The sequence below is a fragment of the Pseudomonas sp. SLFW genome, from assembly GCF_009905615.1.
Lineage (GTDB): Bacteria > Pseudomonadota > Gammaproteobacteria > Pseudomonadales > Pseudomonadaceae > Aquipseudomonas > Aquipseudomonas bambusae.
On sequence record NZ_JAAAKW010000001.1, the window covers coordinates 19,824 to 35,291 of the forward strand.

Annotated in this window: 6 protein-coding genes; 3 read left to right on the forward strand and 3 right to left on the reverse strand. The window is 62.3% G+C overall.

What is annotated here, in order from left to right; genetic code table 11:
* Positions 1–338: 338 nt before the first annotated feature.
* Together GVN17_RS00090 and GVN17_RS00095 are read left to right on the forward strand one after the other, a co-directional pair.
* Positions 339–1,436, forward strand: coding sequence for an enoyl-CoA hydratase/isomerase family protein (locus GVN17_RS00090; protein ID WP_166593202.1), 1,098 nt, complete (start codon positions 339–341; stop codon positions 1,434–1,436).
* Positions 1,437–1,439: 3 nt separating this feature from the next.
* The gene (locus GVN17_RS00095) at positions 1,440–2,591 is read left to right on the forward strand and encodes an acyl-CoA dehydrogenase family protein (protein WP_166593203.1); all 1,152 of its coding nucleotides are present in this window, start codon (positions 1,440–1,442) and stop codon (positions 2,589–2,591) included.
* Between the two features lie 24 nt (positions 2,592–2,615).
* Here the strand turns inward: GVN17_RS00095 and GVN17_RS00100 are convergent, their stop codons facing one another.
* From GVN17_RS00100 to GVN17_RS00110, 3 genes are all read right to left on the reverse strand, one after another.
* Positions 2,616–7,649 (reverse strand): dermonecrotic toxin domain-containing protein, encoded by a 5,034-nt coding sequence (locus GVN17_RS00100; RefSeq protein WP_166593204.1) that lies wholly within the window; start codon positions 7,647–7,649, stop codon positions 2,616–2,618.
* A 180-nt stretch (positions 7,650–7,829) separates the two neighbouring features.
* Positions 7,830–13,196 carry a dermonecrotic toxin domain-containing protein gene (locus GVN17_RS00105; RefSeq protein WP_166593205.1) on the reverse strand — a complete coding sequence of 1,789 codons (5,367 nt, stop codon included), beginning with the start codon at positions 13,194–13,196 and terminating at the stop codon, positions 7,830–7,832.
* Between the two features lie 159 nt (positions 13,197–13,355).
* Complete coding sequence (locus GVN17_RS00110) at positions 13,356–14,210, reverse strand: LysR family transcriptional regulator (RefSeq protein WP_166593206.1); 855 nt, start codon at positions 14,208–14,210, stop codon at positions 13,356–13,358.
* 103 nt (positions 14,211–14,313) lie between these two features.
* Between GVN17_RS00110 and GVN17_RS00115 the strand changes: the two genes are divergently transcribed.
* Positions 14,314–15,423, forward strand: a complete 1,110-nt coding sequence (locus GVN17_RS00115; protein WP_166593207.1) for a 2-aminoethylphosphonate--pyruvate transaminase — start codon at positions 14,314–14,316, stop codon at positions 15,421–15,423.
* Positions 15,424–15,468 lie beyond the last annotated feature (45 nt).

The window sequence follows — 15,468 nt, forward strand, 5'->3', positions numbered from 1 at the left end:
GCGGTGTCGCTGCCGCTGGCACGCCGGACTGCTACAGAACCTGCGCAAGTCTTGAAGCCGTGCAAGGTCTCAACTGTGGGAGCGAATTCATTCGCGAAGGCGGCTGCACATCCGACACATTTCTATCGCATGCCCCTCCGTTCGTGAATGAACTCGCTCCCGTCCCGCACCTGGCTCTTCGTCGGACGCGGGATTGTCTGTTATGCCCTCCCCCGGCTTCGATTCTTCATTTCAATTGCAAAATGTGGCTGTTAGCATCCCGGTTGATTTTCACGGAGTGCGGCCTTCATCGGGTCGCTTGAACGAGCAAGAAGAACAAGAGCCACAGGGAGTCAGCGATGACGGCACAGGTAGTATCGGCCACGTCTTCAGGGCAGGAACCCGCCTGCTACACCGTTCTGTCCGAAGTACGCAATCACATCGGCCACATCACCCTCAACCGCCCGCAAGGGTTGAATGCCATCGATCTGGACATGGTCCGGCAATTGCAACACCAGCTCGACGCCTGGGCCAAGGACGATAAGGTGTACGCCGTCGTCCTGCGAGGCGCCGGAGAAAAAGCCTTCTGTGCGGGGGGCGATATCCGCTCGCTGTACGACAGCTACAAAAACAACCAGACCCACCACCAGACCTTCTTCGTCGAAGAGTACGCGCTCGACCTCACCCTCCATCACTACCGCAAACCCGTCATCGCCTTGATGGATGGCTTTGTGCTGGGCGGCGGCATGGGGCTGGCTCAGGGCGTTGATTTACGCGTGGTTACCGAACGCAGTCGTCTGGCGATGCCGGAAGTGGCGATCGGTTATTTTCCCGACGTCGGCGGCAGTTATTTCCTGCCTCGGGTGCCGGGTGAGCTCGGCGTCTACCTTGGCGTGACCGGCGTGCAGATTCAGGCCGCCGACGCGTTGTACTGCGGCCTCGCCGACTGGTACCTGCAAAGCGCCCGGCTGGCGGACCTCGACCGTCACCTCGACACGCTGAAGTGGACCCTCACCCCGCTCAAGGACCTGCAAGGCGCGCTGGCGAAAATCGCCGTCCAGCAATTGCCCGAACCGCCGCTGGAAAAGCTGCGCCCAGCCATCGATCATTTCTTCGCCCTGCCAGACATTCCGAGCATTATCGAACAGTTGTTGGAAGTGACGGTGATCGACACCCACAGTTGGGCCGTGGACACCGCCAACCTGATGAAAACCCGTTCGCCACTCGCCATGGCCGTGACGCTGGAGCTGTTGCGCCGGGGCCGTCATCTGCCGCTGGACGCCTGCTTCGACCTGGAGCTGCATCTGGATCGTCAGTGGTTCGAACGGGGGGACCTGATCGAAGGCGTGCGCGCCTTGATCGTAGACAAAGACAAGAAACCGCACTGGAACCCGTCGAACGTCGAGGCGCTGGATGCCGAACACGTGGCGAGTTTTTTCAGCGGTCATGAGGCGTGACCCATGCAAGACCTTGAACTGACCGAAGAACAAATCATGATCCGCGACATGGCGCGCGAATTCGCCCGCAACGAAATCGCGCCCCACGCCCAAGCCTGGGAAAAAGCCGGCTGGATCGACGACGCGCTGGTGAGCAAGCTCGGCGAACTGGGCCTGTTGGGCATGATCGTCCCCGAGGAATGGGGCGGTACCTACATCGATTACGTCGCCTATGCGCTGGCAGTCGAAGAGATCTCCGCAGGTGACGCCGCCACCGGCACGTTGATGAGTGTGCACAGCTCGGTGGGTTGTGGCCCGGTGCTCAATTACGGCACCGAGGCGCAGAAGGAACAGTGGCTGGAGAAACTCGCCAGCGGCCAGGCCATCGGCTGTTTCTGCCTGACCGAACCGCACGCCGGTTCCGAAGCCCACAACCTGCGCACCCGCGCCGAACTGAAAGACGGCGAATGGGTGCTCAACGGCGCCAAGCAATTCGTCAGCAACGGCAAGCGCGCGCAGCTGGCGATTGTCTTCGCCGTGACCGACCCGGAGTTGGGCAAAAAAGGCCTGTCGGCGTTTCTGGTGCCCACCGACAACCCCGGTTACACCGTCGACCGCATGGAACACAAGATGGGCATCAAGGCCTCGGACACCTGCGCGGTGACCCTGAGCGACTGCCGCATTCCCGAAGCCAATCTGCTGGGCGAGCGCGGCAAGGGCCTCTCCATCGCTCTCGCCAACCTCGAAGGCGGGCGCATCGGCATCGCGGCTCAAGCATTGGGCATCGCCCGCGCCTCCTTCGAAGCGGCATTGTCCTATGCCCGTGAGCGGGTGCAGTTCGACAAGCCGATCATCGAGCACCAGAGCATCGCCAATCTGCTGGCCGACATGCACACCCGCATTAACGCCGCACGCCTGATGGTCCTGCACGCCGCACGCTTGCGCACGGCAGGCAAGCCGTGTCTGTCAGAGGCGTCGCAAGCCAAACTGTTCGCCTCGGAGATGGCGGAGTGGGTCTGCTCCAAGGCGGTCCAGATTCACGGCGGCTACGGCTATCTCGAAGACTACCCGGTGGAGAAATACTACCGGGACGCCCGCATCACTCAGATCTACGAAGGCTCCAGCGAAATCCAGCGCTTGCTGATCGCGCGCGAACTTCGCCATTACGACCTGTAGCGCACCCTGCGGACGCCGGGCCTGTCAGGGGCTCGGCATCACAAAACTGCGACGCCCCAGCAATAGCACCAACAACGTCACCGAGTCGGCATTGCGCAAGATCAGCCGGCGGCGTACCGCTGCGTCGGACAGAAATACATCCCTGGCATCATCGAGGTCCGGGGCCCCCGTGATCCTCAGGATCGTTTCAAAACCCCGCCCGTCTTCCGGCTCGATGTCACGTCGCGTGCCTGCGTCGATCAGCGTGAACAACGCATCCCGATCGCTCAGGTGGGAAAGCCGCTTCGTATGTAGCCGCTCGACGCTGTCGCGAACCCGCGTGTTGTACGGTGTGTCATCGAGCAACAGGTCCGGGTACGGCGCCATGGATTCCAGGTACGCGATGTCGTGGGTATCGAGTGTCAAGTGAGACAGTTCGTGAATCAGGTTCGCGGCCCTGTGGTGCACGTCCACGGAGAACCCTTGCGCCAGCGCGGCGGGCGTGATGGCGAACGAAGGGGAAACGAAAAACTGCTCGGTGAGGTAGAGCCGCTGTTTCGGGTCTGTCTTGATGACGAACGCCGTGACCATTTCATGCCCGGGACGGGTGGAACCGATGACAAAGCGCTGCGACGAATACGGTGAGAGAGAGGCATCCATGATCGCGCTGTACAGCGTCTTGGCCGTATTCAACGTCTCGTCCAACAACGCCTTGTCCGGGACGGTGACGCCGAAATGATCGGCGATGATGCGCGTCACCTGCGGGTCCAGCGGTTGCCCGCTCTGATGCGGACTCAGGTTGTCGAGGCAGGTTTCAAGATACCACTTGGTCTTGAGATGAGCCTGCCCGATGCGTCGTGCGCGGTCCCGGTACAGCTGCCGGATCTCGGGCATCCCTCGGGCCTCAATCACCAGGATGTCCTGGGCGCTCTTATCGATCTTGCCCTCTTTCATCTTGGTGACCACCGCCCCGCCACCCCGCAGACGCAAGGTCAGGTCCAACTGCCAGCGCTGGTTGATGTCCATGATCAGCTTCGGCCCTGTCGTGCCGTCAGCACCGACGATGACCCAGTTGTTCTCCGCCTCGATGCGCCGGACCTGGTACACCCGGCCTTTCACCACGGCATAGGTTGCGCCATTCACGGTGTCGGTGAAGAGGTTGAGCAAGTGGTCGTGACGCAGATCGGCGAGGGCTATACCCCGCGCCTCCAGCCCTTTAAGGCGCAGCTTCTGCCCGGCATCCAGTGCGGTGTTGCGCCAGGAAAACGCCGACGGCAGGGCCTCTTGATCCTCGGTGAGACCGTCGCCGCCGAGCCGATCATCGGAAACCTGTTCCTGAAAGGATTGCTCTCGGGCCGTCACCATCACACCGAGTGCTGCGGAAAACTCCGAAAACGCTTCGCCCCAATGCCGACCGGACGCCGAAGCGGCCGACGCGCGCAGCAACGTCTGGCCTTGCCACAACGTGACCATGGCGGACAGTTTGCTGGGCAGCAGGCTTATCAGTTGCTCGAACCCGAGCGTCGCCAGAAAGGTTCGGCCTGCCTGATCCTCCTGCTCATTGGTCACGGTGTTCGCGACGCTCAGCTCCAGCAACAGCTTGACCGCGCCGTTGAACAGGTACTGCACCGCATTGCCCTTGACCTCGCTGACGTCCACGGTCACCGGCCCTGGTGCGCGGAAGGGCAAATCGCCCAGCCCTTCCACCGAAAACGGCAAGTGCGGCTCGATGAAGCCTCCATGGTCATAACGACGATGTACGCCGGGCTCCACCCGCGCCAGCAACAACTGCTGGAGCGAGGCGTCGGTGCGAATGGCCTCGTGTAATGCGGACAGGCTGGCGTACTCGCGAAACGTGAACGTTGAATCATGCATGGCGTACAGCACGTGCACGCCCGACTCATCGCCCCCTGCGCCGATCAGATACACCCCGCTCACAGGGTCAGGGGTCATGCCCGCGTCGGCCACCAATCGCAACGGACTGATCATCGCCCGCACGCCATGGATGGGTTCTCGCGCCAGGCCATCGGGCATGTCCAGCACGCCCACCACCAGGTCAAACGCGGCCGGACTGAGTTCTCCCTTGAGTTTCTGCGCCAACGCCACCGCCATCAGCATCGGCGGCAATTGATTGACGAACAGTTGGTTACGCGCCTCGTACAAGGCATCGGTGGGGGTAAGGGCCTCACGTAGCAGGGCCACGTAACCCGCGCCGATGTTCAAACGCCGGACCAACTGACGCACATAGTTCACGGTCATCGTCTCAGCAGCCTGCGGGTACACCTCCGACGTCACGCTCAAAATGGCGCTCTGATGATTGGCGAAGCGATTGATCGCGTACTCGGTCAGGGATTCGGTGTGCGTGATCGTCGCGGCGGGCACGCCTGACGGGAGCTCGCCCGTGGGCGGAAAAGCACTCACGAAATCACGGGAGGTGATCGTGATGTCGTCCGGTTTAAAGCCCAGGCCGGGAAAATCGGCTTCCAGCCCCGCACGCAATTGGCCGCGTGCGTAGCCGTGCAGCGAGGACACGCCAATCAGGAAATCCTTGCCGCCGTCGGTGGCCTCGTAATAGCGCTTGAGCAAATCGCAATACAGCCCCAGGTCGGCAATGGACGCCTCGCTCAACCAAGGGGGCAGCAGCGCTTCGAAGAGGCTGGTTTCGATCCTTACGGACAACCCGTCGATGAGGCTGCACAGGGATGCGTCGGTGTCACAGTGACCGGCGAGCTGGCTGAACAGTTGCGCGTCGAATCGGCAACGTCGGGCGCGCAGACACAGCTGACGCACGTCTTGCAATTGACGTTGCAACACCCCCTCTTGCAAGGCGTCAAGGGCGTTCCCGTCGATCCGGTCCAGCCGAACCCGTACTGGGCTGTCTGGCCCTTGCGCCAGATGACGCTCCAGGCGCACGCGGTCGCGTTCGCTCAACAGCTGCAACCAATCATCGCGCTCCGCGCCGGCCAGCTTGCTCTGGAGCATGCGTTGCAAACGTGCGCCCGACCTGAACGAGCGCCAGCCAGTCAGGCTCGACCAGAACACCAGCGAGCGGGCCTGCGGCTGCGGCGACTGAAGCACCATCGCGTCGCATAACCTGACGCTGGAGGCGTCGCCATACGTCAGCCAGACCTCGAACGCTTCCGCAGCTTCAGGATGGGACGCCGAACGCACCGTGTGGGCGGGTTGATCCAGCATCTGGCGGATCAGGTCTCCGGACGGGGCATCGATCCATTTCTGCCGCGTAGCCAAGGCTGCATACAGTCGCATGGCGTCCTCGCGCAACTTCAGCGCTTCGCGTTCGGGCTGCAAAGGACGATCACCGTGCCGCTGCCCTTCTCGTCGCGACGCCTCGAATTGACGAATGTACCCCTCGACGAAGTCAGGCGTGAGGGTGCGCAACAGGTGTTCGACCAACGCCACCGGGAACTGCCCGGGAGCTGTCGGGTTGTCCATCCTCACGCGTGCGCCCGCCGGAAGCTCAGGGCCGCAGCGCCCCGTCACCCGCTCCAGCAACAATGACATCAGGTCCAGCGTCTCAATGTCCTGTGTCGCGACGGTGGGCGCTGTTGACACACTCGCCAGATCAGTACGCTGCCACTGGATGTGGACATTCGACGCATTCAGACGCCCCTGGCTCCACACGCACAGGTAACGCTGCAGCGCCTGTTCCGCATAGGCCTGCAACGTGTTGTCGAGCTGCCGCAGTTCGGTGGTACGCCGGTCAAAGTCACGGGTGAGGTCTCGCCATGAGGGCACGGACACGATAGCGGTCGCCTCGGCAAGCGGCGCCAACGCCGGACTGTTCTCTTCGTGCGTAGGGGAGACGGAAGCGGACGGCAGTGTGGAGGAAGCGGGCCGCTGCCAGACGGACATGAAGGCGAACGGCGCCTGCCGACGCCAGCGCCCCGCACTGAAACACAATTGGCGTGGGTCCAGCAGTTGGCGAATATCCAGTGCGTCGTCGATCATCGCAGCCTGTTTTTCCGACCGCTGAGGCAGGGTCAAGGCGTACATCAGGTTGCGCGCCTGCAGGGCGAGAATCGAATCGATCAGTAGCTCACAGGGCCGGGTCTGGAGTTCGGCGAAACCGATCCGCACCTCGCCCTCGCGCTGCAACATGACATGTTCGGAGAGGGCCAGTGCGTAAGCGGCCTGGGCCCTCCCTTCCGGGGTCGCAAAATACGCGGTCAGCGCGACGGTGTCGGCGAAGCTGTGCCATTGGTGATCGGGGGAATACCAGAACAGCGCCCCCTTGGCACCGGCCGTTGGCTTGACCACAAAGGTGCCCGCCAATGAACAGGCCGCACTGTCCCCGACCCTGAGCGCCAGCTGATAGCAGCGTAAATGGCTGTCGAACGTCCCCTGCCCCGGCAACAGGTGCAGCACGGCACACAGCGCCTTCCGGACTTCCGGGGTCAACAGGCCAGCCCCCTCTCGGCGATATACCCGGTCACGCAGGCTGTTTTCGAACGCCTCAATGGCCAAATCCCTGTGTGTAGATGCACCCTCCACCGTGCGCCAGAACGACGCGAGCCGCGTGCTGCACCGGCGGGATACCTCAGCAAGCGTCTCGGCGGTTGAACCTGTCGAGTCATCCAGCCATCCGGGCGTCTGTTTCAACCGCGCCGTCAGCGTTCCGACGCGCTCGGCCTGATGATCGACGAGGGCGAGCATTTGCGCTTCGAACGGATTACCGTAGATTTTTTCGTATTCGAAGATCGCGGCCTCATCGCCTGCGGCATAACGGTTGCGCAACGCGGTCAGCAGGCTGCTGCGGTCGGCGAACACTTCGAGGCCCAGGCCCAGGGTATACAGATAAACTTCAGAAACGTCGGTCAGCTCATGGCTGAGCAACAGCGCGCCCGACAGCTCGGCATGTCGGTGCAACGGGTTGGCGGCGATCAGGCGATCGATCCGCACAGGGTCGAGATCGTCGGCACGCTGCGGGCGGATCAACGCCTGGAGCCAGTGGCACTCGACGGCACTCAAGCGAGCGTCGTGCAGCGCATCTTCCAGTTCGTCAACGTAACGCTGTCGCAGGTTGGCCGTATGGAAATAAGGGAAGGACGGGGTAGACATGAAAGCTCCTTTTTGGCGTGGCCACCCCGGCCCGGCGTACATCCGGGTCAGGGCAGCAATGTCAGGAGCGTAGGGAGAAATCCTCGGTGCCCTGCGTTACATAACGCTGTACACCGAGGCGGTTTTTCCGGATTGACTGAGGGCCGTGCCAAGCGCCGGTTCAGCCCGGTCTCGTTCTTCTCAAGGGTTCAATGCCGTGTAGTTGCGTCGCCCCAGGCGCAGGATCATCAAGCCGACGGAATCCGCATTCTTGAGCATGACCTGACTGCGTTTGTCGACATCGGCCAGAAAGACCGTCCGGGCCTCGTCAAGGGTCTTCGCGCCTGTGATCCGCAAGATGCTCGAATACCCCAGCGCATCGTCGCGACGTACATCCCGCCAGTGACCGTCCTCTTCCTGCGTGAACAAATCCTTTTGGGGAGTGCGATGCGAAAGCCGATAGTCCTGCATGCGTTCGATCTGCGCCCGCATGCGCACATTGGCTGCCGTATCCTCCCTGAGCAAGTCAGGGTAAGGCGCGTTGGACTCCAGGTAGGCGATGTCCTTGGTATCGAGCACCCAGTGCGACAACTCATGGATCAAGGTCGATGCCTGGAAATGCGGGGTTGTCTCGAAGCCCTCAAGCGCGGCGGCGGGTTTGAGCCGGAAACGCGGCGGGCGGAAGAAACGGTCCGTGAGAAACACCCGGTGCTGAGGGTCCATCGGAATGATGAACGCGGTCACATGCCCGCGCCCTGGCCGGTTGGTCCCGATCACGAAACGGGTTGACGAGAATGGCGACAACGAGGGGTCCATCACCCCATCCAGCAGCGCCTTGACGGCCACCTGCACCCGCGTCAACAGGGCCTGATCGGGGCTGGCCGTTCCGAAGAATTCGCCGACGATGCCGGCAACGCGCGTGTCGAGCGTACCGTCCGCCTGACGGGCATTGAGGTTGTCGAGACAATTTTCCAAGTATTGCCTGGCGAGCGAATGGGCCTCGGCGATGCGCCTGGCACGGTAACGGTAGGCTTGACGGATCTCGGCCATGCCGCTGGCCTCGATCACCATGCAGCCCTCGGCGCTGGCGGAGGAGGCGGTGTCAAGAAAGCGGGTGACGGCGCCCCCGCCGCCTCTGAGGCGCAGGTCCAGATCCAACTGCCAGCGCTGGTTGCTGTCCAGTACGATTTTCGGTCCCGGCGCGTTGTCTGAACCGACGATCATCCACTCGCCCCGTTCAGCCAACCGTTTGACTTGATAAACACGGCCGGCCACGACGGAATAAGGCGTTTCATCTTCCCTGTCGAAATACAGGTTGAGCAATTCGTCGTGACGCATTTCATTCAGCGCGACGTTTTGCGCCTCCAGCCCTTGAAGCCTGACGCGTTGTTCCGGCGTCAGGGTCGTCCGGCCCCAGGAAAAAGACGAAGTGGCCGCCTCTTCCTCCGCGACTTCTGCCAACGGAGCCGCTGCGCCCCCTTGAGGAGGTTCCTCCAGTGACTGTTGCCGAGCCGTCACCATCAGTCCCAGTGCCGAGGTGAACTCCGACAACGCCTTCCCCCACCGATGCCGAGAAGCTGACACCGCAGAACTCCGGAACAGCGTGTGGCTCTGCCAGAGGGTGACCAGTGAAGCCAACTTGCTGGGGAGCAGCGTGAGGGCCTGACTGAGCGCCAGTGTGGCCAAAAACCTGCGACCTGCATCATCGGCCTGGGCGTTGGTCACCGAATTGGACGTGCCCATCGCCACCAGCAGGTCCAGCGTGCCAGCGAACAACGTTTGCAACGCGTTACCTTTGATTTCGGCAATGTTCAGCGTGACAGGCCCAGGCGCGCGCACCGGCAGTTCATTGAAGGCTTCAGTCGAAAACGGCAGATGCGGCTCGATGAAACCGCCGTGGGCGTAGCGGCGATGCACGTCCGGCGCCAAGCGCTCCAGCAGCAATAGCTGGAGGGATGCGTCCGTACGAATGGCGTTCAGCAGCGCCTCGCGATTGGCGTATTCACGGAACACGAACGCTTCGTGATAAACCGCATATAGCACCACAGGCCCGGCATCGGGTGCCGTCGGGCAGATTAGATAGACCCCGGTAACCGGATCGGGGGTCATGCCTTCGTCTGCCACCAACTGCAACTGGCTCAAGATGACCCACGTGCCACCGATCGGTTCGCGGGCGATGCCGTCGGGCATGTCCAGCACGCGGGCGATGAATTCATAGGCAGTGGCGCTGAGCTTGTCCTGGACCTTGTCCGGCAGCGCGACCGACATCAATGCCGAAGGCAACTGGCCAATGAACAGGCGCTGGCGCGCGGCATAGTGAGGCTCGGTGGGATTGAACGCATTGCGCAGCAAGGTGGTGTAGGCCGCGCCTACGTCCACGGACCTGACCAGCGAACGCAGGTAATCGGGCGTCAGCGCTGCGCCACGGTGAGACGGTCCGGTGTAATGCACACTGAGCGCCGCGTCCTGAGCATCGACGAAGCGGTTGATCGCATAGTCGATCAGGGACTCAGTGCGCACCTCAGTGGCGGCAGGCACCCCCGAAGGCAATTCACCGGTGGCGGGTAACGCCGTGACGTAGCGTCGCGACGTGACCGTGATCTGATCCGGGTCGAATGCCTCGGCGGGAAAATCCCGCTTCAAGGTTTCGGTCAGTCGTTGTCGCGCCAGATCCTGCAAGCTCGGGATGCCAAACAGGAAATCCCTGCCGTCGTCGCTGTTCTGGTAATAGCGTTTGAAGATGTTGTAGTAATCCACCAGTTCGGCGATCGACGCCTCGCTCACCCATGACGGCAGCATCGCTTCGAAAATGCTGTTGTCGATTCTCACCGACAGGCCGTCTAGCGACCCGATCAGCAGATCATCCAGTTCCGTCGCGCTCGCCAGGCGCGTGAACAGGCCGGCCTCGAAACGGCAACGTCGTGCTCGCCTGCACAACAGCTGCAGGTTTTGGTGCTGGCGGGTCATCATGCGGTCTTGCAACGCTCGCGACGTGTGACCGTCCAGACGCGTCAGCTCAATTCGGAAATCGCTGTCCGTCGCGTTCGATAGCTTCGCCTGTAACGCACGACGATCCTCTTCACTCAGGAGCTGCAACCAGCGCTCGCGATCGTTTTGGACGTTGTACCGCACAGTGGCTTCCATGCGTTCGATCGACGCGAACTGACGCCAGCCGACCTCGCACGACCACAACAGCACCGGACTGTCGGGGTTCAGAGGCTGCCGGAGCACCAGCGTATCGCACAAAGAAGCCGCCGGTTGATCACCATGAGCGAACGACACCGAGTACGCTTCCGTCACAGGAACGCCCAACGCAAGACGCAGACCACGAATCGGGCGATCCAGCACCTGCCGAACCAGGGTCACCGCGGTGCTGTCGATCCTGGCTTGACGCTTGGCCAGAGACAAGTCCAGGCGAATCGCATCATCGCGAGTGCTTAGCGCAACCTGGTCCGGCGTCGAGTGTTGATCATCTTTGCGCTGCACACCGAGCCTGGACTGTTTGAAGGCCTCGACGTATCGCTGATCGAACGCCCTAAGCCCTTCGGTGAGCAAGTGATTGATCAGGTCGGTTTCCAGCGCCCCCATCGAGACCATCGCATCGACCTTGAGACGGGTACTGCGGTGCATCGCCGCGGAGCGGTGGCCACTCACGCATTCAAGCAGCAACGAAACCAGGTCCAGCGTGACCACATGCAGTGATTCACTGACCGATACGCTGTGCCCTTCCACATCGGAGGTGTCCGCCGGTCCCGATTCCAGCCACTGAGCCTTGAACGATTGCGCAGGCAGGTAGCCGTCGAACAGCACGCACAGATACCGCTGCAGCGTATGACTGGCCGACTGGATCAGCACATTGTCCAGCTGTTGCAGGCGCCCGGCCCGCGCGTCGAAAGCCTGGGCATACTCGACCCAAGAGGCCCTCAGGGAGCGCACGGGGACGGGCGTTTCGTCTTCTTTATCAGCAGGCTCTGGCGCGGGCTCGGTCAGTTCGCCGGCCGGGACAGGTTCGGATGAGTTGACCGCTTCGCTCACCTGAGCGACAGGCTCCGGGGCCGCTTCGATGACCGGCACGATCATCGGTTCGGCCGGCACCGTTGCCGCTTCGCGCTTAAGCCACGTTTGAGTGAAATCGGTCGAACTGCCCTCACGCCAGCGCCCCGACCCGAACGCTAATTGCCGAGGGTCGAGCAACCCACGCACGTCCAGCGCATCATCGAGCATCGCCGTCAGTTGCTCCGAGGCGCAAGGCAGGCTCATGGCGAACGCTAGGTTGCGTGCCTGCAAGGCGATGATCGAGTCGACACGTTCAGCGCACAACGGCGTCAGGATTTCTTCCAGCTCGATCTCCAACGCCCCTGCCCTGTCGAGGACTGCTTGATCGGCCAACGCCAGGGCTGGTCGCAGCCGATCGCGCCCGGCCACCGTGGACAGGAACCCGGTCAATGTTGCCAGGTCGGCAAAATGCAGCAGCCGATGATCGGGAGAGAACCAGAGAATTTGCCCCTCGGCTCCGTTTGCGGGCTTGACCAGAAAGGTTGCGGCCAACGGTGAGGCGGGGCCGTCTCCTGCCTTGAGCGACAAACGATGGCAGCGAAGATCACCGCCTACCGTTCCTGACGGCAGTTGCAACACCGGCAGCAGCGCATTGAGCGTGTCCACGTGCAAGGTGCCATCGTTACGGTGGTCATACAGTTCGCGGCGCAAGCTAGCGACGAACGCCTCAATGGCCAGGGCGCGTCGGGTGGTCGGGCCGGACACCGTCGCGCGCCAGTAGGCCGTCAGCAATTCACGATGGCACGCCTCTAGCCCGGCCTGGGTCGCCGTGAAAGCCTGATGGAACAGCGCGCTGTCCGCCGTCGTCGCCAGCAATCCCCGGGTGTCGAGGAACCGACGCTCATAGCCGACATCCAGCGTGACCTTGCAGCTGTCGTCGAATGCCGCTTGCGCCAAGGTCTGAACCACCAGGTCTGGCTCGGCATCGCCGTCGTCGATGGGCGTGATCTGCAACACATGCGTCACCGGGTCGAGGGGCATGTGCGGCAGCAAGCGTTGCAGCTCCCGGCTCAGCGATGCAGTGGAGGCCTCCAGCAGCGAGGGGATCTGACTCAATTGCGTCGTCAGTTGCCCGACCGCCTCCACCTGCCGATCGACGATAGCCAGCATTTGCGCCCTGAACGGGTCGCCTTCGATCTTTTCGTACTCGAACAGGGTGTCGGCGCCGCCGGCGAAACGTTCACGCAGGAGGGCCAGCAGCGCACGGCGATCCTCGAAGGCTTCGACGCCGTTCGCCAGGCTGAACAGATACACATGGGGATCGTCGGTCTGGCCATGGCTGAGCATCAACGTCGCGGTCAGCTCGAAGGGCCGTTGGGTGCCATCGCTGAACACCAGCCGATCCACCCTCAGCGGATCCGGGTCATCCTCGTCGGGATCGTGGGCCAGGCATTGCAGCCATACGCGCTCGTCGGCCGTCAGGCGACGGGCTTGCGCAGCGTCATCCAGGCCATCGAGAAAGCGCTGCCTGAGCGAAGCCCGGTGGAAATAGTTGACGGTATTAATAGACATGAAAGCTCCTTTTCACGAAATGCCCAGGCCGGTGTTCACCGGCCATGGGCCACATGCCAAGGAGCGTAGGGAGAAACCTCGCACGCCCTGCGCTACATAATGCTGTGCACGCAGGCGGATATCTCAGATTCACTGACGCCAGCGCGGGCGAGCCGATCGCTACAGGGCCAGCGCAAAAAACGCCTGGATCAATCGCAGTTCCCGTCGCCGGGCCAGGCAACTGATGAAATGCTGATTCACCAATCCCTCCCCCACCAGCGGCACCGCCACCACGCGCGGGTCGTGGCTGACTTCGACCGACGACACGATGCCGATGCCAAGGTCCGCCGCCACCGCTTCCGTCACCGCCTCACGACTGTCCAGCTCCAGTAACACCCGTGGATTGACCTCGACCAAAGCGCACGCCGCATCGAAGGTCTTGCGGGTCACCGAGGTCGATTCGCGCAGCACCATGATCCGCCGATCCAGACGCCCAACCGCGATCTCGATCTCATTCGCCCATTCATGCCCGACCGGCAATAACGCGCAGATCCGCGACTGGGTCAGGTTCTCCACATGCAAGCCCTTGCGCGATTCCACCTCGGTCAACACCGCCACATCGGCATGTTCCGAAACCAGCGCGGCCAAGGTGTCCTGAGCATTGCCCAAGCGCAGATTGACCGTGATCCCCGGAAATTTCGCCCGCAGCCGAGCCAACATGGGCATCACCAAGTGCGGCCCATCCGCCACAACTTCCAGACGCCCCGTCAACAATTCACGATGGGCCTCCAACAGCGCTTCGGCTTCCTCGGCCATGCCGAACATCGCACGGGTGATCGCCGCGAGTTTCACCCCCTCTTCCGTCAATTCGACCCGCCGCGCCGTGCGCCGCAGCAGGGTGATCTGGTAGCGATCTTCCAGCGCCTTCACGTGCCCGGTCACAGCAGGCTGGCTGATGAACAGGCGCGCGGCTGCGCGGGTGAAGCTGCCTTCGCGGGCCACGGCGTCGAAGGCGCGCAGTTGAAAGAGGTTCATGAATCGGCCTGACTTATAGTTCGGATAACAACAAGCAATTTGATTGATAGCCGTCCGATCGTCAACGTAGCCCCATCACGTCCTGACACTGCGAGGCCCCATCATGAGCAACACCGCACCCATTTTGCTGACACCCGGCCCGTTGACCACGTCCGCCCGCACCCGGCAAGCAATGATGGTCGATTGGGGTTCGTGGGACGAACGCTTTAATGCCCTGACCGCCAACGTCTGTTCGCAATTGCTGGACATCCTCAACGGCCACGGCACCCATCGCTGCGTACCGCTTCAGGGCAGTGGCACCTTCGCCGTCGAAGCCGCCATCGGTACGCTCGTGCCTCGCGATGGCAAGGTGCTGGTGCTGATCAACGGCGCGTACGGCAAACGACTGGCAAAGATTTGCGACGTGCTGGGCCGAGCGTTTTGCACCTTCGAAACCCCGGAAGACCAGCCCACCACGGCCGCCGATGTCGAAGCGATGTTGCGAGCTGATTCACGTATCACCCATGTCGCGCTGATTCATTGCGAAACCAGCACCGGCATCCTCAACCCGCTGCCGGCGATTGCGGAGGTCGTCGCTCACCACGGCAAACGGCTGATCATCGATGCCATGAGTTCATTCGGCGCGCTGCCAGTGGACGCCGCTGCAATCCCGTTCGACGCGTTGATAGCCGCTTCGGGCAAATGCCTGGAGGGCGTGCCGGGGATGGGCTTCGTCTTTGTCCGCGACGAAACGCTGGATGCCGCAGCGGGCCATTCGCCCTCGCTGGCGCTGGACTTGCACGACCAGTACGCCTACATGGCCAAGACCGGGCAATGGCGTTTCACCCCGCCAACCCACGTGGTCGCGGCGCTGCACGAAGCCCTGCTGCAATACCGGGAAGAAGGCGGCCTGCCCGCGCGCAATGCTCGCTACACCGCCAACTGCAAAACGCTGCTGGACGGCATGGCCAGACTGGGCGTGCGCAGTTTTCTCGCGGCCGACATCCAGGCGCCGATCATCGCCACGTTCCACGCCCCACGCGATGCCCGTTATCAATTCAAGGATTTCTACGAGCGGGTCAAGGCCAAGGGTTTCATCCTTTATCCGGGCAAGCTGACCCAGGTCGAGACCTTTCGCGTCGGCTGCATCGGCGACGTGGACGCCCGAGGTATGCAGGCTGCCGTCGATGCCATCGGCGACGTGCTGCGGGAAATGGAGGTGCTGGACATCTGAGCCTCACTCCTTTGTTTTTAACCCTGAATTCGCCACGACGTAAAG

Excerpts from the sequence above, each read along its gene's own strand:
- GVN17_RS00115 (WP_166593207.1), top strand. The coding sequence starts at position 14,314 with ATGAGCAACACCGCACCCATTTTGCTGACACCCGGCCCGTTGACCACG.
- GVN17_RS00090 (WP_166593202.1), top strand. The coding sequence starts at position 339 with ATGACGGCACAGGTAGTATCGGCCACGTCTTCAGGGCAGGAACCCGCC.
- GVN17_RS00100 (WP_166593204.1), bottom strand. The coding sequence starts at position 7,649 with ATGTCTACCCCGTCCTTCCCTTATTTCCATACGGCCAACCTGCGACAG.
- GVN17_RS00110 (WP_166593206.1), bottom strand. The coding sequence starts at position 14,210 with ATGAACCTCTTTCAACTGCGCGCCTTCGACGCCGTGGCCCGCGAAGGC.
- GVN17_RS00095 (WP_166593203.1), top strand. The coding sequence starts at position 1,440 with ATGCAAGACCTTGAACTGACCGAAGAACAAATCATGATCCGCGACATG.
- GVN17_RS00105 (WP_166593205.1), bottom strand. The coding sequence starts at position 13,196 with ATGTCTATTAATACCGTCAACTATTTCCACCGGGCTTCGCTCAGGCAG.